Raw genomic sequence first — 25154 nt, forward strand, 5'->3', positions numbered from 1 at the left:
CGAGGTGGACCTCGGGGAACCGATGGGCAGCGAGGCTGGCCTTCGGCGACCAGCGGTGGTGGTGACTGCCGGGGCTGTGCTCCGTGGCGGCCCAAACGTGGTACAGGTCGTTCCGCTGACGCGTACCGTTCGTGCGAGCGGCACGGAGGTCATCCTCGAGCCCGATCCCGAGAATCGCCTGGTCGAGCGGTCCGCAGCCCAATGCCAACATGTCCGATCTGTGGCGACCCGTCGAATCCTGACATGTGACGGAAACAGCGGGCCCGTGGCGCTGAGCGCCATTCGAGAGACCTTAGCGCTGCTGCTGGACGTGTAGGTCGTTCTATCCCGTCTGTGACGGCGGTTACGCTGTTCCGGTGCACACTCCTTCAGTCCACCTCTCATCCACAGCTCGGCCGGCTGGCCAGACCCCGGTCATCTCCGCGCGCGGGCTGACGAAGCGCTACGGCGATTTCGAGGCGGTGCGCGGCATCGACTTCGAGGTCCCGCCCGGCGAGGCCTTCGGGCTGCTGGGACCCAACGGCGCCGGCAAGTCCACCACCATGCGAATGATCGGTGGGGTCTCCCAGCGCACTGCCGGCGAGCTGCGGATCATGGGGCTGGACCCGGAGACCCACGGGCCAGAGGTCCGGGCGCGCCTGGGTGTGGTGCCTCAGCAGGACAACCTGGACGAGGAGCTCACCGTCCGGGACAACCTCATGGTCTACGGCCGCTACTTCGGCCTGCCCCGGTCCTATCTGCGCCCCAAAGCCCAGCAGCTGCTGGAGTTCGCCCAGCTCACCGAGAAGGCCGACGCCCAGGTGGAGGGCCTCTCCGGGGGCATGAAGCGCCGACTGGTGATCGCCCGGTCCCTGGTCAACGAGCCCCAGGTGCTGCTGCTGGACGAGCCCACCACCGGCCTGGACCCGCAGGCCCGCCACATCCTCTGGGACCGGCTGTTCCGGCTCAAGGAACAGGGCACCACGCTGATCCTGACCACGCACTACATGGATGAGGCCGAGCAGCTCTGCGACCGGCTGATCGTGGTGGACCAGGGCCAGATCATGGCCGAGGGCTCCCCGGCGCAGCTGATCCGTGAGCACTCCTCCCGCGAGGTGGTCGAACTGCGCTTCGGCACCGAGCGCAACGCCCAGGTGGCCGCCGAACTGGAGGCGCTGCGCGGATCCGAGCGGCTGCCTGCCTCCCTGGTGGACCGCGTGGAGCCGCTGCCGGACCGTGTCCTGCTCTACACCCCGAGCGGCGAGGACGTGCTCACCGCGGTCTCCGCCCTGGGTCACCATCCCATCACCTCCCTGGTGCGCCGCTCCTCCCTGGAGGACGTCTTCCTCACGCTGACGGGCAGGTCCCTCATTGACTGAGCGCCTGCTGGTCCCCTTGACGCCCGACGCCTCGGCGGCCCGCGCCCGGACGTGGGGCTGGTGGTACTACGCCGAACACTTCCTGCTGCAGATGCGCCGGTACGGCTCGGTGATCGTGGTCTCGGCCATCGGCGAGCCGCTGATCTATCTGTTGGCCATGGGCCTGGGTCTGGCGGCGGTGATCGACGGCGGCCAGTCCACCGTGGACGGCGTCTCCTACATCGTGTTCCTGGCCCCGGCGCTGCTGGCCTCGTCCGCGCTGATGACCGCCGCCACCGAGTTCACCTACCCGGTGATGGGCGGCTTCAAGTGGCAGCGGGTCTACTTCGGACCGCAGGCCGGACCCATGCAGCCCTGGCAGATCGCCGCCGGCCAAGTGGCGGCCGTGGCCCTGCGGTTCCTGGCCCAGTCGGTGCTGTTCTACGCCGTCATGCTGCTCTTCGGGGTGGCACCGAGTCCCTGGGCGTGGCTGCAGATCATCTCCGCGGTGCTGGGCGGGCTGGCGGTCGGGCTGCCGCTGATGGCCTACGCCAGCTCCATCACCCAGGACAAGGGCCAGTTCGCCCTGGTCCAGCGGTTCATCATCATGCCGCTGTTCCTGTTCTCCGGCACGTTCTACCCGCTGACCAACCTGCCGGTGGCCCTGCAGTGGATCGGCTGGATCTCGCCGCAGTGGCACGCCGCCCAATTGGGCCGCATCGCCAGCTATGGCATGCAGGAGCCCTGGACCCTGACCGTCCTGCGGGTGCTGTATCTGGTGGCATTGGCGGTGCTGGGTTGGTGGCTGGTCTGGCGCCAGTTCACGCTCCGCCTGGGCTGGATCCAGGGCACCCCGGACCGGGACGCTCGCGTGGTGACCCCCCCGCGCAGGCTGGAAGCGCACCCGAGGCGCCGGCCGTCGTCGGGAAGGGACTGAGCCGGAGCCCGCCACTCGGCCGCAGGGCCGGATCTCCGAGCCGATCCCGCCGATGCCGCAGATCACCGTGCGCAGCGGTCCGTTCGCCGGGATGTACGCGGGCAACATCCGGGCCGTGCTGGAGCGCGGCTTCCTGGCGCTGAAGACCAACAACTGGGCGGTCTTCGCCTCCGGGTTCGTCGAACCGGTGCTCTACCTGCTCTCCATGGGGATCGGGCTGGGCGCGATGATCGGCGCCGTGGAAGGACCGGCCGGGCCGATGTCCTACCCGGCGTTCATCGCTCCGGCGCTGTTGGCGGTCTCGGCCATGAACGGTGCCATCTACGACTCCACCTGGAACGTGTTCTTCAAGATGCGCCACTCCAAGATCTACCGGATCATGCTCAACACCTCCATGGGTCCCCTGGACGTGGCCCTGGGGGAGATCGGCATGGCCCTGTTCCGCGGCGCCGTGTACTCCACCGGGTTCCTGGCGATCATGGCGGTCATGGGGCACCTGACCAGCCCGTGGGCGCTGCTGATGCTGCCCGCCGCGGTCCTGATCTCGTTCGCCTTCGCCTCCGTGGGCATGGCGATCACCAGCTACATGACCAAGTTCCAGCAGATGGACTGGATCATGGTGGTGCTGATGCCCATGTTCCTGTTCTCGGCCACGTTCTTCCCACTGAGCGTCTACCCGGAGCAGATCCAGTGGGTCATCCAGGCCCTGCCGCTCTGGCACGGTGTGGAGCTGCTGCGTCAGCTCTCGGTGGGCGTCTTCACCGCCGGGACCCTGGTGCACGTGCTGTACTTCGTGGTCATGGTGATCGGCGGCATGGTCTTCGCCTCGATCCGGCTCAAGTCGCTCTTCCTGCGCTGAGCGTTCCCGGGTCCCGACGACGTCCGGTCCACACACGCAGAACGGGTCGCCTCCCGGTGGGGGAGACGACCCGTTCTGCGGTGCCCGGCAGGGCGGCTGATCAGCGGAGCGTCAGCGCCGTCCGGCCGGGGTGGTGTCGTAGGCGGCCGGGACGTCGCGGTGGTCGAAGACCGTGGTCCCCACCTCCTGCTCGGCCTGGTTGTTGATGGACAGGTCCATGCCGCGGCGGTCCCGGAACAGGCTGACCGCGATGAACGCCACCACGGACATGCCCATCAGGTACAGCGAGATGGCCGTGGTCCCTCCGGTGGCCTGCAGCAGGGCCTGGGCGATCATCGGGGAGAACGCCCCGCCCAGGATGGCACCCAGGGCGTAGGCGATCGAGACGCCGGAGAAGCGCACATCGGCCGGGAAGACCTCGGAGTACATGGCCGCCTGCGGGCCGTAGGTCAGTCCCAGGCCCACGGCGAAGATGGCCAGGGAGAGGTAGATCAGGCCCAGCGAGCCGGTGTTGATCATCCAGAACAGCGGCAGGCCCATGGCCAGCAGCCAGATGTAGCCGATCTGGTAGGTCCGGGGACGGCCGATTCGGTCCGAGAGGGCGCCGGCCACCACCGTGAAGATCATCCAGACCACGGCGGCCATGGACACAGCCAGCAGCACGTCGGTGCGGGGCATGTTCAGCTGGGTCGGGTCGGTGGTGTAGGACAGGACGAAGCCGCCGGTGATCATGTAGCCGTTGGCGTTGTTGCCCACGAACACCAGGGCGGCCAGGAGCACCAGCAGCCAGTGGCGGCGGAACAGGACCTTGGTGGGTGCGGACTGCTGCTCCTTCTTGGCGCCCACCCTCCTGGTGGAGATCATGGCGGCCTTCCACGAGGCCCACCCGCGCGTGGACCTGGACTTCGTGGCCGGCTCGCAGGACGAGATCTGCGCGCAGGTGCTCCAGGGCCGCCTGGACCTGGCCGTCACCTATGATCTCGCGCTGCCTCCGGGGCTGCGGGTGACCAGTCTGAATGCGGCACGCCCTCTGCTGGTCCTGCCGGCCGACCATCGGCTGGCCGACCAAGAACAGGTCCGGCTCGCCGAGGTGATCGAGGAGCCGATGATCGTCCTGGACATCTCGCCCAGCCGGGAGAACACCGCGCGGATCTTCCGCGACGCCGGGCTGCAGCCCCACGTGGCCTTCCGGACCTCGGACTTCGAGGTCACCCGGTCCCTGGTGGCCAAGGGACTGGGGTACGCCATCCTGGCCCAACGCCCCGCAGGGGACCTCTCCTACGGCGGAGAGCCGCTCGCGGTGAAGTCGTTGGGGGAGGACGTAGCACCCCTGGGGGTGATCATGGTCCGCAATCCGCAGCTGCGTCCGTCCACCGCCGCCACGGCGCTGGCAGCGGTGGTGGACCGGGTGGCCCGTCAGGACCTCTGGCCCGGCTGAGTCAGTGGGCCCCGGGCCCGGCGAGCGAGAGCGAACCGCCACGGCGTCGGCGCAGCAGGTCGATCACGGCCAGCACCGCCATCACGCCCCAGAACGCTCCCACCACCACCATCGCCACCCCGGCGGCCTGCCCGTGGACCACAGCGGTGTCCTCGGGGACGGGCGGGGTCATGCCGGGAACCGCCTCGGGGGAGAGGGCGGCGAAGTACGCACCGGTGACCGCGGCCAGGCCGACCGCGGTGAGCACACGCTGGGCGGTCTGGGAGATTCCACCCGCCGCGCCGGCTGACTGCGCCGGGACGTCATGCATGGTGATCACCTGGGTGCTGGTCAACAGGAACGCCTGGACCACGCCCAGCAGGCCGAGCGAGGCCGCCAGCGTCCAATACGGCCACGCGCCGGCGGAGATCTGGTGGAAGCTCACCGCCGCCAAGACCAGCGAGACCAAGGAGAATCCGGCGCCGACCACCACGAACACCGGCCCGTGGCGGTGCACCTTGGACCCCACGATCGGCGAGAGCACGGCCACCAGCACGGCGGAGGGCAGCGTGGTCAGACCTGCGGCCAGGGGAGACAGGCCCAGTCCCTGCTGGGTGAAGATCGCCTGCACGGCCCACACGCCGGGCATGGTCGCCAGGAATGCCCCGGCTTCCAGGGTGCCGAAGGTGAAGGAGGGGATGCGGAACAGGCGAGGGTCCACCATCGGCTGGTGCGCGGGGTCCGCGCTGCCTGCCAGGCGGGACTCCCACCACCACCACAGGGCCAGGATCACGACGGCGGCCCCCATCAGATACCAGGTCCCCGGCACCATGAAGGGGAGCATCAGGCAGACGACGCCGGCAGCCAGCAGCAGGGCTCCCATCGGATCCAGCGCGGTCAGTGATCGCGGTGTCACCTCGGCGGACTGGTCGCGGACCGGTCTGCGCAGCCAGCGCCAGGCCATGAACGCGGCGAGCAGCCCGATCGGCACATTGATCAGGAACGTCCACCGCCAGCCCCACTCGGGGCCGAACGTCTGGATCACCACACCGCCCATCAGCGGTCCCACGGCCACGCCGAGGCCGATCACCGTGCCGAACATGCCGTAGGCCCGGCCACGCGCCGGTCCGTGGAAGACGGTCTGGATGATCCCGATGATCTGGGGGTTGAGCAGCCCGGAGCCGATGCCGGTCAGCAGCCGGGCCAGATTCAGCATCAGGGGGGAGACCGCCAGGCCGGAGGCCAGGGCGCCCAGGGTGAAGACCAGGATGCCGGCGATGAAGAACGTCTTGCGTCCCCACAGGTCACCCGCTCGCCCCGCGGCCACCAGGACCACGCCGAAGGCCAGGGTGTAGCCGGCCAGCACCCACTGCAGGTCCGCTGAGCTGGCATCCAGTCCCTCCTCGATGGCGGGCAGGGCCACATTGACGGTGCTCACACTCATCAGGGACAGGAACAGGGGGACCAGCAGAACGGTCATGATCCGCAGCCAGCCCTCCGGCATGGGCGGCCTGGTGGGCTGCCCGGTGGGGGTACGTGGCGGGGTCATCATTTCTCCGGATTCGTCTCAGGGGGCGCAGGGGTGTCGGGTCGGCGCAGCTGCCGCCCCTGCACCAGCCAGTACACGGGCAGCAACATGACCATGAATGCAGCCAGCAGCAGGTACATCGGGCCCACGCCCAACCACTGCGCGAGCACCCCCGCCAGGATAGGCCCCAGCCCCATGCCGACGTCGATCCCCAGGAAGTAGGTGGCCGCCCCCATCCCCGCGCGGGCCGGGGGCACCTGGATCACTGAGATGGTCTGTCCCGCTGACTGCAGCTGACCGTATCCCAGAGCCACCAGGACCGCCGAAGCCAGCAGCACCGGCCAGGACTGCGCCACGGAGAGCAGGGCCAGGGCCACGGCGAAGAGCACGAATCCCGGGACCATCACCACGTTCGGCCCAGTCCGGTCCATCAGTCGTCCGGTGAAGAGCCGCGTGATCAGCACGGCACCGGCGTAGACCAGGAAGAAGGCGCTCGCCGCCGCTCCGAACCCTCGTTCGGCGGCCAGCTGGGCCAGGAAGGTGACGATCGCGGCGTAGCCGATCGAGTAGAGCGTGCCCATCACGGCGCTGGGCAGGGCCCCGGGCTCCACGAACCGGGCCCAGCCTGGGCGGTGGACCTCCTGAGACGAGCCAGGTCCCACGGGCCCTCCCGACGACGGCTCGGTCGCCTGCCGCAGGCGGCTCACCGGAGGCAGGAGGACGGCCACGGCCAGTCCTGCCGCTGAGACGACGGACGCGGTCACGCCGATCGGACCGAAGCCGGCGTCGGACCCGGCCAGTGCCAGACCCACCACCGGCCCGGCGGCCACGCCGATCAGCGTGGACGAGGAGTAGTGCGTGGTGCCCTCGGCCATGCGGGTGCGCGGAATCCGGGACACGGCGGCCCCGGCGATCACGGTGGAGCCCACGCCGAAGGTCAGTCCGTGCAGGGTGCGCACCACCAGCAGCATCCACACCGCACCCGAGGCCCAGTAGAGCAGCGGCGCCACCACGAAGGTCGCGAAGGCGATCAGCAGCAGCACGCGCGGACCGAATCGTTCGATCAGCGGGCCGGCGAGGAGTCTGGCGACCACGGTGCCGATGATGAACACCGCCGCAGCGGCGCCGCCCACGGCGTCTCCCACGGTGAAGCGCGCCACCACGTATCCGGCCACCGTGGACAGGAGCAGGTGGACGTTGAAGAACATCAGGACATTGGCCAGGCAGGCCAGCACATACCCGCGCGTCCACAGCGGCGCAGGTGATTCGGGCATGCAGACAGGATAGGCACGGCAGGGGACCGCTCCCCGAATAGGTCAGTCCGTGCCGATGCGGGATAATCGGTGCCATGCAGTCAGTGGAAAGCGGATCCTCAGCACAGTCCTCCCCGTCCTCGTCCCGTCAGGGGCTGAACTGGACGATGAAGGGCGGTGGGATCACCTTCGGCGTCATGGTCCTGGTGCTGATCGTGGCCCTGCTCTTCGCCGCGAACCAGAACGACGTCATCGGCTGGCTGCTGGTGATCATCTCCGGCGGCTGGCTGCTGCTGGCCGTGGCCGTGGTGCTCGGCGTGCGCCGTGGCGCCCAGTCGGTGTCCAAGCAGGTCAAGAACATGACCGCCTCGATGGCCCCGCGCACCGAGGTCCAGGGCCAGTCCGCCCCGGCCGTGGACCCCATGCGGGACACCAAGCTGGACCACTCCTTCAAGATCGTCCAGGTCCAGACCCGCGTGATCCAGGAGGAGCTGGCCCAGGGTGCCGCCGCGGACCAGGACATGGTCGGCCGGGCACTGGAGACCATCGAGATCACCGCGGGCAACGCCCGGGACATGATCAAGGCCTCCCAGGACAGCTCGCAGCATGACTCCGCCTCCCGTCCCGACGGCGCCGCCTCCTCCCAGCGCTCCCGCGGCTCCCGCGCCGCACAGGATGAAGGACCCATCCAGGGCGAGGTCATCAACTGACTGAACTACCCTGGAGAGCGTGACCACGAAGCCCTCCACCCCAGTGACCGCCGCCCCCACCGATCAGGCCCCGGCCGCCGTCGTGCATGCCAACGCCCACGCTCCCAAGGAGCCGGGCGCGCTGCGTGTGGCCACGGTGAACGTCAACGGGATCCGGGCCGCGCACCGCAAGGGCATGCCGGCCTGGTTCGCCGGACGCGGCGTGGACGTGCTGACCCTGCAGGAGGTCCGTGCTCCCAGCGACATCCTGGAGACCATGCTCGAGGACATCACCGGGCAGGACTGGCACGTGCATGACGCCGTGGCCGCAGCCAAGGGCCGTGCCGGCGTGGCGGTGGCCACCCTCGCCGAACACGGGGAGCGGCGCAGCGGGATCGGGGACGAGTACTTCGACGATGCCGGCCGTTGGGTCGAGGTGGACCTGCCCACCCCGGACGGCAAGACCCTGACCGTGGTCTCGGCCTACGTGCACTCCGGCGAGGTGGACACCCCCAAGCAGGTGGACAAGTACCGGTTCCTGGACCAGATGATCCTGCGGCTGCAGCAGCTGCGCCAGGAGAAGGACTACGCCCTGGTGACCGGTGACCTGAACGTGGGACACACCGAGCGGGACATCAAGAACTGGAAGGGCAACGTCAAGAAGGCCGGCTTCCTGCCGGAGGAGCGTGCCTACTTCGACCGCTTCTTCGGCGAGGAGATCGGCTGGAAGGACGTGGCCCGGGAACTGGCCGGAGACGTGGACGGGCCTTACACCTGGTGGTCCTGGCGCGGGCAGGCCTATGACAAGGACACCGGCTGGCGCATCGACTACCAGATGGCCACCCCCGAGCTGGCCGCCAAGGCCACCCAGGCCGTGGTGGACCGCGCTCCCAGCTGGGACACCCGCTTCTCCGACCACGCACCGCTCGTGGTCGACTACCAGTTCTGACACGACCTTCCGAAGGACCCCACCGAGATGACCGCTGAGCCCACCGCCACCACCGCCGCCGAGCAGAGCGCCCGCCGGGTCAGCCCGGCCGACGTGCTGGCCACGGACACCGCCAAGACCGCCCACCTGCCCGGGGCGGGCACCCGCCACCGTGTCCTCTCCGGCATGCAGCCCTCGGCGGACTCCCTGCACCTGGGCAACTACCTGGGTGCGCTGGTCAACTGGGTCCAGGTCCAGGACGACTTCGACGCCTACTACTTCATCCCCGACCTGCACGCCATCACGGTGCCGCAGGACCCGGCCGCGATGATCCAGCGCACCCGGGTGGCCGCCGCCCAGTTCATCGCCGGCGGGATCGACCCGGAGCGCTCCACGCTGTTCGTGCAGTCCCAGGTTCCCGAGCACACCCAGCTGGCCTGGGTGCTGACCTGCATGACCGGGATGGGTGAGGCTCAGCGAATGACCCAGTTCAAGGACAAGGCCGCCAAGCAGGGTGCCGACTCCGCAGGCGTGGGTCTGCTGGCCTACCCCATGCTGATGGCCGCAGACATCCTGCTCTACCAGCCGCACGGCGTGCCCGTGGGAGATGACCAGCGCCAGCACGTGGAGCTCACCCGGGACCTGGCCCAGCGCTTCAACTCCAAATACGGGGAGACCTTCGTGGTGCCCACCGGCTTCTACCCGGAGAACGGCGCCCGGATCTATGACCTGCAGGACCCCACCGCCAAGATGTCCAAGTCCGCGGTCTCCCCGAACGGGCTGATCAACATCCTGGACGAGCCCAAGAAGACCGCCAAGCGGATCAAGTCCGCTGTGACGGACGACGGCACGGAGGTCCGCTTCGACCGGGAGACCAAGCCCGGGGTGTCCAACCTGCTCTCCATCTTCGCCGCCGTCACCGGCCGGTCGATCCCGGAGCTGGAGGAGGCCTACGTCGGGAAGATGTACGGGCATCTCAAGGTCGATCTGGCCGAGGCCGTGGTGGAGCGGCTGGAACCGATCCGCACCCGGGCCCTGGAGCTGCTGGACGATCCGGCCGAGCTGGACCGGCTGCTCGCTCACGGCGCCATCAAGGCCCGCGAGGTGGCCGCTCCCGTGCTCTCCGAGGTGTACCGCAAGGTCGGTTTCCTCCCTCCGGTGGGCTAGACACGCCGGAATCTCCCCCGTGTGGCGGAGGCCCTGGTGGCGCCGGGCTGACAGACTGGAGTCAGTCCGGCCACCGGGGGGAGACCGCAGACGTCCCTCCCGGAGCGCCGGAGATCCAGCAGCGCTCCACGAAAGGGAACTGATGTCCTCCGTGCCCTCGGCACCGAACAGTCCACCGCCCGAGCCCTCGGGCGCTCACGGCCGGCACCGGGTCGAACCCGTCCTCGAGACCGAGAACCTGGTCAAGGTCTACGGCCGCGGCGAGTCCCGGTTCGACGCGCTCAAGGGGATCACCTTCCAGATCGAGCAGGGCGAGTCCCTGGCGATCATCGGCAAGTCCGGGTCCGGCAAGTCCACCCTGATGCACCTGCTGGCCCTGCTGGACCAGCCCACCGCCGGGGTGGTGGCCATGCACGGCCGTCCGGTCTCCCAGCTGAAGATCAAGGACGTCTCCGGGCTGCGCAACGCCACCTTCGGCTTCGTCTTCCAGCAGTTCTTCCTCAACCCCCACCAGACCGTGCTGGAGAACGTCACCCTGCCGCTGAAGATCGCCGGCGTGGGACGCTCCGAGCGCAACCAGCGCGGCATGGAGGTCCTGGAGCAGCTGGAGATGGCGGACAAGGCCAAGAACAAGGCCACCGACCTCTCCGGCGGCCAGAAGCAACGCGTGTGCATCGCCCGCGCCCTGGTGAACCGGCCCGAGGTCATCTTCGCCGATGAGCCCACCGGCAACCTGGACACCGCCACCTCCGAGGTGGTGGAGGACATCCTCTTCGGCCTGCACCGTGACCACGGCATCACCCTGGTGGTCGTCACCCACGACGACGACCTGGCGGCCAAGTGCCAGCGTCGCCTGCATATGCAGGACGGGTTGATCGTCTCCGAGGACCGAGGCGTGCTCAGCGGAACGGGAGGTCAGTCATGAAGTCTCTGGACGTCGTCGGGACGGCCCTGACCAACACCCTGCGCTCCAAGATGCGCACCGTGCTCACCGTGATCGCGATCGTGATCGGCGCCTTCGCCCTGACCCTGACCTCCGGTCTGGGATCCGGCGTGAACAAGTACGTCTCCACCATCGTGGACGGCTATGGCGATGACAGCCAGATGTACGTCATGGCCGCCGCCGACCCCACCGCGCAGATGCCCACCGGTGACGGTCCCACCGAGTTCGACCCGGAGAAGGACGGCGCCACCGGTGAGTTCGGGCAGACCATGCTCACCGACCGGGACATCGAGACCATCCAGGGCCTGGACCATGTGACGGCCGTGGAGCCGATCGTGTTCACCAGTGTGGACTACCTCCAGGGCGAGGACGGACGTCAGTGGCAGGTGCCCTCCGTGGGCTTCCCCATCGACGCGCCCTCCCTGGAGCTGGACGCCGGACGGGCGCCGGAGCCCGAGGCCCTGGAGCTGACCGTGCCGAACTCCTGGCTGGAGTCGCTGGGTGCTGAGACTGCCGAGGACGCCGTGGGCCAGACCGTGACCCTGGCCGTGTCCGATGTGGTGGGGGAGCGGCACACCGTGGAGGCCGAGATCGTCGGCATCTCCGCGCCGCTGCCCTCCGGCGTGGGCAGCAGCATTCTGCCCTCCACCGCGTTGAACGAGGAGATCGCCGCCGCGCAGAACACCGGGCTGCCTGAGGACCGTCAGAACACCTACGTCCAGGCCGTGGCCACCGTGGAGGACATGGCCGCCCACGAGATGGACGTGAAGAACGCCCTGGTGGAGAACGACATGATGGGCCTGACCATGGAGGACCAGCTCGGGATGCTCCGCGGCATCATCGACACCGTCACCTGGGTGCTCAACGGCTTCGGACTGATCGCCCTGCTGGCGGCCAGCTTCGGCATCGTCAACACCCTGCTGATGTCCGTCCAGGAGCGCACCCGGGAGATCGGACTGATGAAGGCCCTGGGCTTGTCCAACGGCAAGGTCTTCGGCCTGTTCTCCATGGAGGCGGTGATGATCGGGCTGATGGGCTCGGTGATCGGCGTCGGCCTGGGTGTGGTCGCCGGACTGGTTGGCAACACCCTGCTGACCGAGGGGCCGCTGAGCGGAGTCGCCGGGCTGACCCTGTTCTCCGTGGACCCGCTCGCCCTGCTCTGGATCACCCTGCTGATCCTGGGCATCGCATTCCTGGCCGGCACCCTGCCGGCAGCACGAGCCGCACGGAAGGACCCCATCGAGGCCCTGCGCCACGAGTGAGTCCGGCCCCGTGCTGACAGATCTGTACATCACCCCCTGACAGAGAGGACTCCCAGATGAGTCAGAACCTTCCTCCGAACCCAGCCCCCGGGCAGGATCCGAACCAGCCGAACGCCGGCCAGCAGTACGGCCAGCCCGGTCAGATGCAGTACCCCGCACCCGGCCAGCCCGGACAGGCACCCGAGCAGGGCAGCCGCTACGGCACCACGCCCTACGCCCAGCAGGGCCAGTACGGTGCACCGGTGGAGCGGCCGGCCAAGATGGACCTGCTGCTCAAGCTCACCCTGGGATCGCTGGTCCTGTGGGTGCTCTCCTCCCTGGTGAGCCTGATCTTCCCGCCCAACGAGGACGCCGTGCGCGAGCAGGTCCGGAACCAGCTCGAGGCCGGCGGCCTGGCCATGTCCGAGGCCGAGCTGGACACCGCTTTGGCGGCATCGAGCGCCATGACGCTGGGGACCACCCTGGTCGTCCTGGTGCTGGGCATCGGCCTGTACCTGCTGGTCTACCTGCCGCTGCGCAAGGGCAAGAACTGGGCTCGCATCCTGGGCATCGTCCTGGCCATCCTGGGCATCGCCTTCTCCGCCTTCGGCTTCAGCGGACTCAGCGTCTACGAGGGACCGGGGCTGATCCTGGCGATCGTGCTGAGCGCGCTGTTCATCGTGGTGAACATCGTCTGGCTGATCACCGCCTTCAACAAGGACGTGGCCGCCTACACCCGTGCTCAGTCAGAGAAGCCCCGGTACTGACACCGAGGGCCTGAGCGCCTGCATCTGAGAACACAGAAGCCCCGCACCGTTCGGTGCGGGGCTTCTGGTCTGTCTGGCCTCAGCGGGAGATCAGAAGGTGCGGTTCAGGACCGCCTGCTTGACCTCGGCGATGGCCTTGGTGACCTGGATGCCACGGGGGCAGGCCTCGGAGCAGTTGAAGGTGGTGCGGCAACGCCACACGCCCTCCTTGTCGTTGAGGACCTCCAGGCGCAGGTCTCCGGCGTCGTCACGCGAGTCGAAGATGAACCGGTGGGCGTTGACGATCGCTGCCGGTCCGAAGTACTGGCCGTCGGTCCAGAACACCGGGCAGGACGAGGTGCACGCGGCGCACAGGATGCACTTGGTGGTGTCGTCGTAGCGGGCCCGGTCCTCCTGGGACTGCAGGCGCTCCTTGGTGGGCTCGGGGCCCTTGTTGATCAGGAACGGCATGATCTCTCGGTAGGACTGGAAGAACGGGTCCATGTCCACGATCAGGTCCTTCTCCACCGGCAGGCCCTTGATGGGCTCCACCAGGATGGGCTTGGACAGGTCCAGGTCCTTCAGCAGGGTCTTGCAGGCCAGGCGGTTGCGCCCGTTGATGCGCATGGCATCGGAGCCGCAGATGCCGTGGGCGCAGGAGCGGCGGAACGACAGGGTGCCGTCGATCTCCCACTTGACCTTGTGCAGTGCGTCCAGCACACGGTCGGTGCCGTACATGGTGACGGTCCACTCGTCCCAGTAGGACTCCTCAGAGGTCTCCGGCAGGTAGCGGCGGACCTTGAGGGTGACGTCGAAGCTCTGGATCTCTCCGGATCCGCCGCCCTGGGTGCCCAGGTCGACCTTGGATGCTGGCTCAGCGGCCTCGGTGACAGTGCTCATCAGTACTTACGCTCCATCGGCTGGTATCGGGTGACGACCACGGGCTTGGTCTCGAACCGGATGCCCTTCACGCCCTCCATCTCGGCGTTCTCGTCACGGTAGATCATGGTGTGGGCCATGAAGTTCTCGTCGTCGCGGTCCGGGTAGTCCTCGCGGTAGTGACCACCGCGGGACTCCTTGCGGCCCAGGGCGGCCAGAGTCATCGCCTCGGCGATGTCCAGCAGGTAGCCCAGCTCAAGTCCTTCCAGCAGGTCCAGGTTGAACCGCTGGCCCTTGTCCTGCACGGAGACCTGCTCGTAGCGGTGACGCAGGTCCTCGATCTCGGCCAGTGCGCGGCGGATCGAGTCCTCGTCACGGAACACCTGCATGTCGGCGTCCATGACCTCCTGCAGGCGCGAGCGCAGCTCGCCGACCTTCTCGGCGCCGGTGGCAGAGCGCAGGTTCTCGATGTGCTCGACCGTGGGCAGCTCCCCACCCTCGGGCAGCTCCACGAAATCAGCGGTCTGCGCATACTCGGCGGCGTAGATGCCGGCGCGACGGCCGAAGACGTTGATGTCCAGCAGGGAGTTGGTGCCCAGACGGTTCGAGCCGTGCACGGACACGCAGGCCACCTCGCCGGCGGCGTACAGGCCCGGCACCACGGTGTCGTTGTCCTGCAGGACCTCGGCCTTGATGTTGGTGGGGATGCCGCCCATGAAGTAGTGGCAGGTGGGGAAGACCGGCACCGGCTCGGTGTACGGCTCCACACCCAGGTAGGTGCGGGCGAACTCGGTGATGTCCGGCAGCTTCTCGTCGATGTGCGAGGGCTCCAGGTGGGTCAGGTCCAGCAGCACGTAGTCCTTGTTCGGACCGGCGCCACGGCCCTGACGGACCTCCTCGGCCATGGAGCGGGCCACGATGTCACGCGGGGCCAGGTCCTTGATCGTCGGGGCGTAGCGCTCCATGAAGCGCTCACCGTCCGCGTTGCGCAGGATGCCGCCCTCGCCGCGAGCGGCCTCGGAGAGCAGGATGCCCAGACCGGCCAGGCCGGTGGGGTGGAACTGGACGAACTCCATGTCCTCCAGGGGCAGGCCCGCACGGTAGGCGATGGCCATGCCGTCACCGGTGAGGGTGTGGGCGTTGGAGGTGGTCTTGTACACCTTGCCGGCGCCGCCGGTGGCGAAGACCACGGACTTGGCCTGGAAGATGTGCAGCTCGCCGGTGGCCAGCTCGTAGGACACGACGCCGGCCACGCGCTTCTGGGTGTAGGGGGTCCCGTCCTCGCGGGTCGCCTCCTCGTCCACCATCAGCAGGTCCAGCACGTAGAACTCGTTGTAGAACTCGACGTTGTGCTTGACGCAGTTCTGATAGAGGGTCTGCAGGATCATGTGACCGGTGCGGTCTGCGGCGTAGCAGGCGCGGCGGACCGGGGCCTTGCCGTGGTCACGGGTGTGGCCGCCGAAGCGACGCTGGTCGATCTTGCCCTCGGGGGTGCGGTTGAAGGGCAGACCCATCTTCTCCAGGTCCAGCACCGCGTCGATGGCCTCCTTGGCCATCACCTCGGCGGCGTCCTGGTCCACCAGGTAGTCACCGCCCTTGACGGTGTCGAAGGTGTGCCACTCCCAGTTGTCCTCCTCGACGTTGGCCAGAGCGGCGCACATGCCGCCCTGAGCCGCACCGGTGTGGGAGCGGGTGGGGTAGATCTTGGTGAGGACGGCGGTGCGCGCGCGCTGGCCGGACTCGATGGCGGCGCGCATCCCGGCGCCACCGGCGCCGACGATCACGACGTCGTACTTGTGTACCTGCATTCGTGGTGTTCCTTAGCTATGAGAACGTCTGAAGTCAGTCTGGAAGGCCGTGTGGGCCCGGGGCTCAGCGGGTCTCGCAGAAGGCGGGGGAGGCCTCGAGGAGGTTGCCGGCGCCGTCCACCAGGCAGGGCTCGAAGGTGAAGATCACCAGGGTGCCCAGGACGATGATCACGACGGTGGCCACGTAGAGGATCATCTTCAGCCAGAACCGGACACCGTCCCGTTCGGCGTAGTCGTTGATGATGGTGCGCACGCCGTTGGTGCCGTGCAGCATGGCCAGCCAGAGCAGGGCCAGGTCCCAGAACTGCCAGAACGGATCGGCCCACTTGCCGGCCACGAAGCCGAAGTCGATGCCGTTGATGCCGTCCCCGACCATCAGGTTGGAGAACAGGTGCACGAAGATCAGCACGACCAGCAGGACGCCGGACAGGCGCATGAACAGCCAGGTCAGCATCTCGAAGCTGCCGCTGGAGCCCTTCGAGCGGAGGTACTTGGGATCGATCCGGCCGGTGCGGGGGGCCGCGATGGTGGGTTCAGTGGTGACACTCATGGATCAGTGACCTCCGAAGGCGAGGGACAGGTGACGGATGGAGAAGGCGGCGATGGTCACGACCCACAGGATCAGCACGGCCCACAGCATCTGCTTGTGGTACTTGGTGCCGCCCTTCCAGAAGTCCACCAGGATGATGCGCAGACCGTTGAAGGCGTGGTAGACGATGGCGGCGACGAGGCCGACCTCGCCCACGGCCATCACCGGGTTCTGATAGGTGCCGATCACGGCGTCGTAGGCCTCCGGCGAGACCCTCACCAGTGCTGTGTCCAACACGTGGACCAGCAGGAAGAAGAAAATCACCACACCGGTGATGCGGTGGCCCACCCAGGACCACATGCCCTCATTGCCGCGATAGAGGGTCCCTCGGCCGGACTTCGCCGGGGCCTGCGCTGTCGTCGCAGTTGACACTGTTAAACCTCCCAAGGTTTGCAAGGGCGCTGTGACGCGGGGAGCGCGCACTGAGGAGAACGCCGGTGCGAGTGCATTCCTTCATGACAGAGTAGTCCCGATTCAGCCTCTGCGCCTCACTCGCGGCCAGTGTGTATTCGCTCACCCCCATGCCGGACGCCGGTCCTTCCTCCCTGGTCCGGGAGGGCGGCTGGCCTATGCTGACCCCTGTGACCGACCAGACCACTTCAACCACAGCCGTGTCCGGACCAGGACTGGAGCGCTTCGTGGCGGTGATTCCGGCCGGGGGAGTGGGGACTCGACTCTGGCCGCTCTCTCGCGCCGCCGCGCCCAAGTTCCTCCATGACCTGACCGGTTCCGGCCAGACGCTGATCCGTGCCACCTATGACCGCCTGGACGATCTCTCCTCGCGGCCGATCATGGTGGTGACCGGCCAGGCGCACCAGGAGGCTGTCTGCGGCCAGCTGCCGGACCTGGACACCTCAGACCTGGTGCTCGAGCCGGAGCCCAAGGACTCGGCCGCAGCGATCGGGCTGGCCGCGGCCATCCTCCATGAGCGCGACCCCGAAGCCATCATGGGATCCTTCGCGGCCGACCAGGTGATCGGCCCCGTGGACGTCTTCCAGCAGGCCGTGCGGGAGGCGGTGGCCACCGCGGCCTCCGGTCGGATCGTCACGATCGGCATCAAGCCCACCTACGCCTCCACCGGGTTCGGCTACATCCGTCAGGGTGAGCCCCTGGACGTGGACGGCGCCCCGAACGCGCGCGACGTCGCGGCCTTCGTGGAGAAGCCGGCCGAGCAGGTGGCCCAGGAGTACGTGGAGTCGGGTGAGTACCTCTGGAACGCCGGGATGTTCGTGGCCCCGGTGGAGCTGATGCTGCGTCACCTCAAGGCCAGCGAGCCGGAGTTGCATGCCGGGCTGACCGAGATCGCCCGCGCCTGGGGCACCGATGCCCAGCAGGAGACCATGCAACGGATCTGGCCCACCCTGAAGAAGACCGCCATCGACTATGCGGTGGCCGAACCGGCGGCTGATGCAGGCGACGTCGCCGTCATCCCCGGCGTCTTCACCTGGGACGACGTCGGAGACTTCGCCGCCATCGCCCGCCTCAATCCGGCCAAGGACGCCTCCGGCATCACCGTCATCGGCGACACCCCCCGTGTCTATGCGGACAAGGCCACCGGTGTGGTGGTGACCGACACCCAACGGGTGATCGCGCTGATCGGCGTGGAGGACGTCGTCGTGGTGGACACCCCTGACGCCCTGCTGGTGACCACCACCGAGCACGCCCAGTCCGTCAAGCAGGCCGTGGAGGCCCTCAAGGCCCGCGGCCGCAACGACGTCCTCTGAGTCGTAGCACTGAGTGATCCGCACCTACGGAGCGGTAGCATCCAGACGATGACCGAGAGCCTGCCCCGCACCGCCGGACAGCCCGTGGCCGATGACCCCGGGCTGCCTCGAGTGACGCCCCTGGTGAAGTCACTGGAGTCGGATCTGGTGGCCTTCCGCCGGGATCTGCACCAGCATCCGGAGCTCTCCTATGAGGAGCACCGCACCACCCAGCGGATCCTCGAGCTGCTCACCGACCACGGACTGAGCCCGGTCAAGCTGCAGGACACCGGTGCCTACGTGGACATCGGCGAGGGACCGCTGGTGCTGGGTCTGCGGGCGGACATCGACGCCCTGCCCCTGCCCGAGCGCACCGGTCTGGACTACGCCTCCGCCACCGAGGGCGTGGCCCACGCCTGCGGACATGACGTGCACACCACGGTCATGGCCGGCACCGCCATCGCGGTCCACCGCCTGGTGACCGGCCAGGCCGGTCAGGTCAACGGCGCCTACGACGACGTCCCCCTCACCGGCCGCGTCCGGGTCATCTTCCAGCCCGCAGAGGAGCGCCTGCCCGGCGGATCCCTCTCCGTCATCCGCCAGGGTGTGCTGGAGGGCCTGCCCCGGATCCTGGCCGCGCACTGCGAACCGCGTTTCGACGTCGGCACCATCGGCACGCGCATCGGTGCCATCACCTCGGCCTCGGACACCGTGAAGATCACGCTGACCGGACGCGGCGGCCACACCTCCCGTCCGCACCTGACCGAGGACATGGTCTATGCCCTGTCCCAGATCGCCGTCAATGTCCCGGCGGTGCTGAACCGCCGGATCGACGTCCGCTCGGCGGTCTCCGTGGTGTGGGGCCAGATCACCGCCGGCGCGGCCCCGAACGCCATCCCGTCCACCGGCTACCTCGCGGGCACCCTGCGCTGCCTGGACGCCGAGGCCTGGCAGTCTGCAGGTGAGCTGCTGGACGAGGTGGTCCAGCAGGTGGCGGCACCGTATGGGGTCAAGGTCAGCCTGGAGCACGTGCGCGGGGTGCCTCCCGTGGTCAACACCGAGGCCGAGACCGACCTGATCGAGGACTCCGCCCGTGCCGAGCTGGGCTCCCGGGCCATCCAGCTCACGCCTCAGTCGATGGGCGGCGAGGACTTCGCTTGGATGACGCAGCAGGTCCCCGGCTCCATGCTCCGACTGGGCACCCGCACTCCGGGTGGCCCGGTCTATGACCTGCACATGGGCGACTTCGCCCCGGACGAGCGGGCGATCGGCGTGGGAATGCGCATCTTCACGGCCGCGGCACTGCGAGCGATGGCCGGGGTCCAGTAGCGGAGCACGGCCCATCCGGCCCGGAATCACGGGGCCAGGGGAGCGTCGGCGTGATCCGCACAACGTTGGGTAAACTCAGGGGTAACAGTCTGCAACACGCACTGCTGCCACATCCCTCGCACCAAAAGGATCATCATGCGCTCTGCATCCTCCTCCCGTCTCTCCCGTTCCGTCGGCGTCCCGGCGGCCCTGCTGGGCGTCTCCGGCCTGCTGCTCGCCGGCTGCGGTGCTGCTCCCGAGGAGTCCGGCAACGGCGCCGGCTCCGGTCCTGCTGAGGACAACAGCGACTACAAGGCCTGCATCGTCTCCGACCAGGGCGGCTTCGACGACCGTTCCTTCAACCAGTCCTCCTACGAGGGCGTCACCGCCGCCAAGGACGAGCTGGGCATCGAGATGGCCCAGGCCGAGTCCAACTCCCCCTCGGAGTTCACTCCCAACGTGAACCAGATGGTCCAGTCCGGCTGCGACTCGATCATCGGTGTGGGCTTCCTGCTGGGCAACACCATCAAGCCGATCGCCCAGGAGCAGACGGACATCCACTTCATCGGTGTGGACGTCACCGACACGGACTTCACCGAGAACGTCCAGCGCATCATCTATGACACGGCTGAGGCCGCCTTCCTGGCCGGCTACCTGGCCGCCGGCACCTCGGAGTCCGGCAAGGTCGCCACCTACGGCGGAGCCGAGATCCCCACCGTGACCATCTTCATGGACGGCTTCGCCGCGGGCGTGGAGCACTACAACCAGGAGAAGGGTGCGGACGTCCAGGTCCTGGGCTGGGACCGCGAGGCCAAGACCGGGTCCTTCACGGGTGACTTCGAGAACCAGGCCGCTGGCAAGACCAACACCACCAACTTCATCAACGAGGGCGCCGACATCATCATGCCGGTGGCCGGCCCCGTGGGCCTGGGCACTCTGGACGCCGTGGTGGAGGCCAACAACGGTGGCGCCTCGGCCAAGGTGATCTGGGTGGACTCCGACGGCTACGAGACCACCGAGCAGGGCGAGGTCATCCTGACCTCCGTGGTCAAGAAGATGGGCGACGCCGTCCAGGAGGTCATCGCCAACGACCTCGAGGGCGAGTTCTCCTCCGAGCCCTACGTGGGCACCCTGGAGAACGGCGGCGTGGACCTGGCTCCGTTCCACGACTTCGACGGCGAGGTGTCCGAGGAGATGAAGTCCGAGCTGGAGGCCATCAAGGCCGGCATCATCGACGGCTCCATCAAGGTCGACTCGGAGTACTCCCCGGAGCACTGATAGGGTCCTGACGCCGGGGTCCCTCAGGCTCCGGCGTCCGACCTTGACCGAGGTGCCCGGCGGCATCTCCACCCGGCTCGAGGCGGCGGGACGGCACCAGCTGTCCCGCCGCCTCGACGCCGGACCACCCACGATCCCCGCAACGGTCCGGAAGACCAGAACGGCTGCCCCACGGTGAAACTCGAACTACGCGGCATCACCAAGAGATTCGGTGAGTTCACGGCGAACGACTCGATCGACCTGGTCGTCGAGTCCGGCGAGGTCCACTCGCTGCTCGGTGAGAACGGTGCCGGCAAGTCCACGCTGATGAACGTGTTGTTCGGCCTCTACGAGCCGACCGAGGGACAGATCCTGGTCGATGATCAGCCCGTGGCCTTCTCCGGACCGGGCGAGGCCATGGCGGCCGGCATCGGCATGGTGCACCAGCACTTCATGCTCATCCCGGTGTTCACCGTGGCAGAGAACGTCGCCCTGGGAGACGAGCACACCCGCGCCGCCGGCATCCTGGACCTGGAGAGCACCAGGCGCAAGATCCGGGAGATCTCCGATCGCTACGGCTTCCATGTGGACCCCGATGCGATCGTCGAGGACCTGCCCGTGGGCGTCCAGCAGCGCGTGGAGATCATCAAGGCGCTGGTGCGCGATGCCAAGGTGCTGATCCTGGACGAGCCCACCGCCGTGCTCACTCCTCAGGAGACCGACGAGCTGCTGGAGATCATCCGTCAGCTGCGGGACAACGGCACCGCCATCGTCTTCATCTCCCACAAGCTGCGTGAGGTCAAGGCCATCTCCACCCGCATCAGCGTGCTTCGACGCGGCAGACTGGTCGGCACCGCCGACCCCTCTGCGGAGCAGTCCGAGCTGGCCGCCCTGATGGTCGGCCGCGATGTGGTCCTGAATCGCCAGAAGTCCGCACCGAAGGTCGGCGAGGAGACCTTCGTGGTCCGTGACCTCACCGTGCTGAGCCCCACCGGCCAGCGGATCGTGGACCATGTCTCCTTCGGCATCCGCCAGGGCGAGATCCTGGCGGTGGCCGGTGTCCAGGGCAACGGCCAGACCGAGCTGACCGAGGCCATCATGGGGCTGCACAAGGCCTCCGGCTCCATCCGGCTGGACGGTCAGGAGCTGCTCGGCCGCACCACCCGCCAGATCATCCGCGCCGGGGTCGGCTACGTCCCCGAGGACCGGTCCACCGACGGTCTGGTCGGCTCGTTCTCCGTGGCCGAGAACATGGTGCTGAACCGCTTCGACCAGGCTCCGGCCGGCAACGCCGTCCAGCTGAGCCCCTCCGCGATCCGCGAGTTCGCCGCGCAGCGAGTGGAGACCTTCGACGTCCGCACCCAGGGCGTGGACGTTCCCGTGAGCACCCTCTCCGGCGGCAACCAGCAGAAGGTGGTCATGGCCCGAGAGCTGGTGGACGGCCTCAGCCTCTTCATCGCCTCTCAGCCGACCCGCGGCGTGGACGTGGGCTCCATCGAGTTCCTGCACGACCGGATCGTCCAGGAGCGTGACGCAGGCACCCCGGTGCTGATCGTCTCCACCGAGCTGGACGAGGTCCTGGAGCTCGCCGACCGGATCGCTGTGATGTACCACGGCAAGATCATGGGCATCGTCCCCGGTGACACCTCACGTGACGAGCTGGGCCTGATGATGGCCGGCATCCAGCATGAGGTCCAGCACGACCAGCACACCGTGACCCAGGAGGGAACCCGGGCATGAGCTCCACTGCCACCACCGAACGACCTGAGCGCGGTGCCAGCCGCTCATCGGCCCAGACCACCTCGGGAGCCGGGTCCTCCGGCTCTGTGATGCGCGAGATCATGTCCGGCAACGGCATGGTGACCGTGCTGGCCATCCTGCTCTCGCTGATCATCAGTGCCCTGCTGATCATCTTCACCAACCAGGACTTCCTGGACGCCGCGGCCTACTTCTTCAGTCGCCCCATGGACGCCTTGGCCGCCGCCTGGACTGCTGTGACCAGCGCCTATGCGGCACTGTTCCGTGGCTCCATCTTCAACTACGAGGCCTCGAGTGTCACCGGGATGTTCCACCCGCTCACCGAGACCCTGACGGTGGCCACCCCGCTGATCATCATCTCGCTGGGCATCGCCATCTCCTTCCGGGCGGGCCTGTTCAACATCGGTGGCCAGGGCCAGATGATCTTCGGGGCCATGTTCGCCACCTGGTTCGGCGTCCACCTGCAGCTGCCCGCCGGGATCCACCTGCTGCTGGTGCTGATCATGGGCATCCTCGGCGGTGCCCTGTGGGGTTCGGTGGTCGGAGCGCTCAAGGCCTGGACCGGTGCCCATGAGGTGATCCTGACGATCATGCTCAACTACGTGGCCATCAACCTGGTCACCTACCTGCTCTACACTCCGGTCCTGCAGGCCGAAGGCTCCACGAACCCGGTCTCGGACGCCCTCGAGCCGACAGCCCTGTTCCCGCCGCTGATCGGTGACAGCTTCCGGCTGAACTGGGGGTTCGTGGTGGCCATCCTGGCGACCGTCTTCGCCTGGTGGCTGTTGAGCCGGTCCACCATCGGCTTCCGGCTGCGCGCCGTGGGTGCCAATCCCACGGCCGCCCGCACCGCCGGCATCTCCGTGCGGTCCATGTACATCACCGCCATGGCGATCTCCGGTGGTCTGGCCGGCCTGGCCGGCATGGCCCAGGTTTCCGGCACCGAGAAGGTGCTCAACACCGATGTGGCCGGATCCTTCGGCTTCGATGCCATCACCGTGGCCCTGCTGGGCCGGTCCAACCCGATCGGTGTCTTCTTCGCCGGCCTGCTCTTCGGTGCGCTGCGTGCCGGTGGCGTGACCATGCAGGTCGAGACCGGTGTGCCGATCGACATCGTGCTCGTGGTCCAGTCCTTCATCGTGCTGTTCATCGCCGCACCTCCGCTGGTCCGCACCATCTTCCGTCTGCCCCAGCCCCGAGCCCTCAAGGCCCGCACCTCGGCCGACCCGGTGACCCAGCCGCTGGCCGCCGGTGTGGCCGCCTCCACCACCGCCACCGCTGACGGCACCACCCATGCACCTGCCGGTGCCACGGGTGACGGAGCCGGTCTGGCTGATGCGGAGGAGGAGGCCACCGCCGACGAGGCTGATGTGTCATCCACACCGCCGGACAGCGGACCGCCCCTGGGGTCACACCCCACGGCAGAGGAGGTCCACCAGGACGAGGACGTCCGTCGCCGGGCCGCCGGGGAAGGGGAGCAGCTGTGAGCCACACCGTCACCGCCACTGACTCCAGGTCAGAGACTCCGCGCCCCCAGGCGCAGACGCCCGAGCAGGACGTGGTCCGCCACTGGAACACGCCGATCGTCTTCGCGGTCTTCACTCTGGTCTCCCTGCTGCTGTTCACGCTCAACGCCTCCGGCAAGAGCGCGACCTTCCGCATCTCCACCCCCAACGACGCCGTCCACATCCCGGACCTGGTGGCCCCCACCGTCCCCGTGGGCTGGGTGATCACCCTGCTGATGGCCGCGCTGACCGTCTGGGCCTTCGTCTCGGTGTCGCGGGGACGCAACGTGGCCGGCTGGCAGGCCGCCCTGTTCGCTCTGCTGCTCGTGGCCGGGTTCCTGGTCTGGGTGGTCGGCTCCGCCCAGAACACCTCGGTGTTCCTGACCGGGCTGATCGCCGGGTCCTTCGTGCTGGCCGTGCCGCTGATCTTCGGCTCCATGGCCGGTGTGCTCTCCGAGCGCGCAGGCGTGGTCAACATCGCCATCGAAGGCCAGCTGCTGGCCGGTGCCTTCACCGCAGCCGTGGTCTCCTCCATCACCGACTCGCCGTGGGCAGGCCTGCTGGCGGCCGTCGTCGCCGGGGTGCTGGTCTCCGTGCTGCTGGCGGTGTTCTCCATCAAGTACCTGGTCAACCAGGTGATCGTCGGCGTGGTGCTCAACGTGCTGGTGGCCGGACTGACCAGCTTCCTGTTCTCCACCGTGCTGGCACCGAACAGCTCCACGCTGAACTCGCCCTCGCACTTCACCAGCATCCGCATCCCGGTGCTGGCGGACATCCCGATCATCGGCCCGATCCTGTTTGACCAGACCGTGCTGGGCTACGGCATGTACCTGATCGTCGCCGCGCTCTACATCGGCCTGTTCCACACCAAGTGGGGACTGCGTGTGCGCGCCGTGGGCGAGCACCCCAAGGCCGCAGACACCGTGGGCATCAAGGTGCTGCGCACCCGGTACATCAACGTGCTGCTGGCCGGTGCGATCGCCGGCATGGGCGGAGCGTTCTTCACCCTGGTCAGCTCCTCGTCCTTCTCCAAGGAGATGACTGCCGGTCAGGGCTTCATCGCGCTGGCGGCCGTGATCTTCGGACGCTGGAACCCGATCGGCGCGTTCTTCGCCGCCCTGCTCTTCGGCTTCGCCACCAACCTGCAGTACGTGCTGGCGATCCTGGGCACTCCGGTGCCCAGCCAGTTCATGGCGATGCTGCCCTACCTGGTGACCGTCTTCGCGGTGGCCGGACTGGTGGGCCGCTCCCGCGGGCCGGCCGCCGCCGGTACGCCGTACACCAAGGAGTGACGTGAGCTCA

The 25154-nt window shown here is 68.1% G+C and carries 24 protein-coding genes; 17 read left to right on the top strand and 7 right to left on the bottom strand.

Annotated features, from left to right (window positions below; genetic code table 11):
• Positions 1 to 22 precede the first annotated feature (22 nt).
• Genes ACEXHE_RS11530 through ACEXHE_RS11545 form a run of 4 tightly spaced genes read left to right on the top strand, consistent with a single transcriptional unit; the run spans position 23 to position 3133 of the window.
• A complete protein-coding gene (locus ACEXHE_RS11530) occupies positions 23 to 316 on the top strand; it encodes a type II toxin-antitoxin system PemK/MazF family toxin (RefSeq protein WP_260062203.1) in 294 nt (97 codons plus the stop codon).
• A gap of 40 nt (positions 317 to 356) precedes the next feature.
• A complete protein-coding gene (locus ACEXHE_RS11535) occupies positions 357 to 1358 on the top strand; it encodes an ABC transporter ATP-binding protein (protein ID WP_091697217.1) in 1002 nt (333 codons plus the stop codon).
• Positions 1351 to 2274 (top strand): ABC transporter permease, encoded by a 924-nt coding sequence (locus ACEXHE_RS11540; RefSeq protein WP_374785889.1) that lies wholly within the window; start codon positions 1351 to 1353, stop codon positions 2272 to 2274. The genes ACEXHE_RS11535 and ACEXHE_RS11540 overlap by 8 nt, the downstream gene beginning before the upstream one ends.
• A 52-nt stretch (positions 2275 to 2326) precedes the next feature.
• Entirely contained in the window at positions 2327 to 3133 is an 807-nt protein-coding gene (locus tag ACEXHE_RS11545; protein WP_374785890.1) for an ABC transporter permease, read from the top strand.
• A gap of 111 nt (positions 3134 to 3244) precedes the next feature.
• Here ACEXHE_RS11545 and ACEXHE_RS11550 read toward each other — a convergent pair whose 3' ends face one another.
• The gene (locus ACEXHE_RS11550; RefSeq protein WP_260062190.1) at positions 3245 to 3997 is read right to left on the bottom strand and encodes an MFS transporter; all 753 of its coding nucleotides are present in this window, start codon (positions 3995 to 3997) and stop codon (positions 3245 to 3247) included.
• On the opposite strand from ACEXHE_RS11550, the gene ACEXHE_RS11555 reads away from it, so the two are divergent.
• Positions 3996 to 4571, top strand: coding sequence for a LysR substrate-binding domain-containing protein (locus ACEXHE_RS11555; RefSeq protein WP_374785891.1), 576 nt, complete (start codon positions 3996 to 3998; stop codon positions 4569 to 4571). The two genes, ACEXHE_RS11550 and ACEXHE_RS11555, sit on opposite strands and share 2 nt — an antisense overlap.
• Before the next feature lies 1 nt (position 4572).
• On the opposite strand, the gene ACEXHE_RS11560 is transcribed toward ACEXHE_RS11555, so the two are convergent.
• Positions 4573 to 6099, bottom strand: a complete 1527-nt coding sequence (locus ACEXHE_RS11560; protein ID WP_374785892.1) for an MFS transporter — start codon at positions 6097 to 6099, stop codon at positions 4573 to 4575.
• Positions 6099 to 7352, bottom strand: a complete 1254-nt coding sequence (locus ACEXHE_RS11565; RefSeq protein ID WP_374785893.1) for an MFS transporter — start codon at positions 7350 to 7352, stop codon at positions 6099 to 6101. The genes ACEXHE_RS11560 and ACEXHE_RS11565 overlap by 1 nt, the downstream gene beginning before the upstream one ends.
• Before the next feature lie 74 nt (positions 7353 to 7426).
• On the opposite strand from ACEXHE_RS11565, the gene ACEXHE_RS11570 reads away from it, so the two are divergent.
• The 6 genes from ACEXHE_RS11570 (at position 7427) to ACEXHE_RS11595 (ending at position 13066) form a co-directional block, all read left to right on the top strand.
• Entirely contained in the window at positions 7427 to 8041 is a 615-nt protein-coding gene (locus ACEXHE_RS11570) for a hypothetical protein (protein ID WP_277245797.1), read from the top strand.
• An 82-nt stretch (positions 8042 to 8123) separates the two neighbouring features.
• A complete protein-coding gene (locus ACEXHE_RS11575) occupies positions 8124 to 8969 on the top strand; it encodes an exodeoxyribonuclease III (protein ID WP_277245799.1) in 846 nt (281 codons plus the stop codon).
• A 27-nt stretch (positions 8970 to 8996) separates the two neighbouring features.
• On the top strand, positions 8997 to 10115 hold the full coding sequence (trpS, locus tag ACEXHE_RS11580; protein ID WP_374785894.1) for a tryptophan--tRNA ligase: 1119 nt from the start codon (positions 8997 to 8999) through the stop codon (positions 10113 to 10115).
• A 142-nt stretch (positions 10116 to 10257) separates the two neighbouring features.
• The gene (locus tag ACEXHE_RS11585) at positions 10258 to 11040 is read left to right on the top strand and encodes an ABC transporter ATP-binding protein (RefSeq protein WP_091697202.1); all 783 of its coding nucleotides are present in this window, start codon (positions 10258 to 10260) and stop codon (positions 11038 to 11040) included.
• On the top strand, positions 11037 to 12320 hold the full coding sequence (locus ACEXHE_RS11590; RefSeq protein ID WP_374785895.1) for an ABC transporter permease: 1284 nt from the start codon (positions 11037 to 11039) through the stop codon (positions 12318 to 12320). The genes ACEXHE_RS11585 and ACEXHE_RS11590 overlap by 4 nt, the downstream gene beginning before the upstream one ends.
• Positions 12321 to 12376: 56 nt before the next feature.
• Positions 12377 to 13066 carry a hypothetical protein gene (locus ACEXHE_RS11595; protein ID WP_356968224.1) on the top strand — a complete coding sequence of 230 codons (690 nt, stop codon included), beginning with the start codon at positions 12377 to 12379 and terminating at the stop codon, positions 13064 to 13066.
• Between the two features lie 90 nt (positions 13067 to 13156).
• Here the strand turns inward: ACEXHE_RS11595 and ACEXHE_RS11600 are convergent, their stop codons facing one another.
• The 4 genes from ACEXHE_RS11600 to sdhC all read right to left on the bottom strand — a co-directional run bounded on the left by ACEXHE_RS11600 (position 13157) and on the right by sdhC (position 16693).
• Entirely contained in the window at positions 13157 to 13945 is a 789-nt protein-coding gene (locus ACEXHE_RS11600; protein WP_091697198.1) for a succinate dehydrogenase iron-sulfur subunit, read from the bottom strand.
• Positions 13945 to 15732, bottom strand: a complete 1788-nt coding sequence (sdhA, locus tag ACEXHE_RS11605) for a succinate dehydrogenase flavoprotein subunit (protein WP_091697196.1) — start codon at positions 15730 to 15732, stop codon at positions 13945 to 13947. Before sdhA ends, ACEXHE_RS11600 begins: the two co-directional genes overlap by 1 nt.
• Positions 15733 to 15796: 64 nt before the next feature.
• Positions 15797 to 16282, bottom strand: coding sequence for a succinate dehydrogenase hydrophobic membrane anchor subunit (locus ACEXHE_RS11610; RefSeq protein WP_285178924.1), 486 nt, complete (start codon positions 16280 to 16282; stop codon positions 15797 to 15799).
• Between the two features lie 3 nt (positions 16283 to 16285).
• Entirely contained in the window at positions 16286 to 16693 is a 408-nt protein-coding gene (gene sdhC, locus ACEXHE_RS11615; RefSeq protein WP_374785896.1) for a succinate dehydrogenase, cytochrome b556 subunit, read from the bottom strand.
• Between the two features lie 209 nt (positions 16694 to 16902).
• On the opposite strand from sdhC, the gene ACEXHE_RS11620 reads away from it, so the two are divergent.
• The 6 genes from ACEXHE_RS11620 to ACEXHE_RS11645 all read left to right on the top strand — a co-directional run bounded on the left by ACEXHE_RS11620 (position 16903) and on the right by ACEXHE_RS11645 (position 25144).
• A complete protein-coding gene (locus ACEXHE_RS11620; RefSeq protein WP_374785897.1) occupies positions 16903 to 18045 on the top strand; it encodes a mannose-1-phosphate guanylyltransferase in 1143 nt (380 codons plus the stop codon).
• A gap of 48 nt (positions 18046 to 18093) precedes the next feature.
• Positions 18094 to 19353 carry an amidohydrolase gene (locus ACEXHE_RS11625; RefSeq protein WP_374785898.1) on the top strand — a complete coding sequence of 420 codons (1260 nt, stop codon included), beginning with the start codon at positions 18094 to 18096 and terminating at the stop codon, positions 19351 to 19353.
• A gap of 135 nt (positions 19354 to 19488) precedes the next feature.
• Entirely contained in the window at positions 19489 to 20610 is a 1122-nt protein-coding gene (locus ACEXHE_RS11630) for a BMP family protein (protein ID WP_374785899.1), read from the top strand.
• Positions 20611 to 20784: 174 nt separating this feature from the next.
• Positions 20785 to 22329, top strand: coding sequence for an ABC transporter ATP-binding protein (locus ACEXHE_RS11635; RefSeq protein WP_091697178.1), 1545 nt, complete (start codon positions 20785 to 20787; stop codon positions 22327 to 22329).
• Positions 22326 to 23834: an ABC transporter permease gene (locus ACEXHE_RS11640; protein ID WP_374785900.1), complete on the top strand. Its 1509-nt coding sequence runs from the start codon at positions 22326 to 22328 to the stop codon at positions 23832 to 23834. Before ACEXHE_RS11635 ends, ACEXHE_RS11640 begins: the two co-directional genes overlap by 4 nt.
• A complete protein-coding gene (locus ACEXHE_RS11645; protein WP_091697174.1) occupies positions 23831 to 25144 on the top strand; it encodes an ABC transporter permease in 1314 nt (437 codons plus the stop codon). The genes ACEXHE_RS11640 and ACEXHE_RS11645 overlap by 4 nt, the downstream gene beginning before the upstream one ends.
• The last annotated feature ends 10 nt before the right edge of the window (positions 25145 to 25154 follow it).

The organism is Micrococcus sp. IITD107 (assembly GCF_041927415.1).
GTDB lineage: Bacteria > Actinomycetota > Actinomycetes > Actinomycetales > Micrococcaceae > Citricoccus > Citricoccus terreus.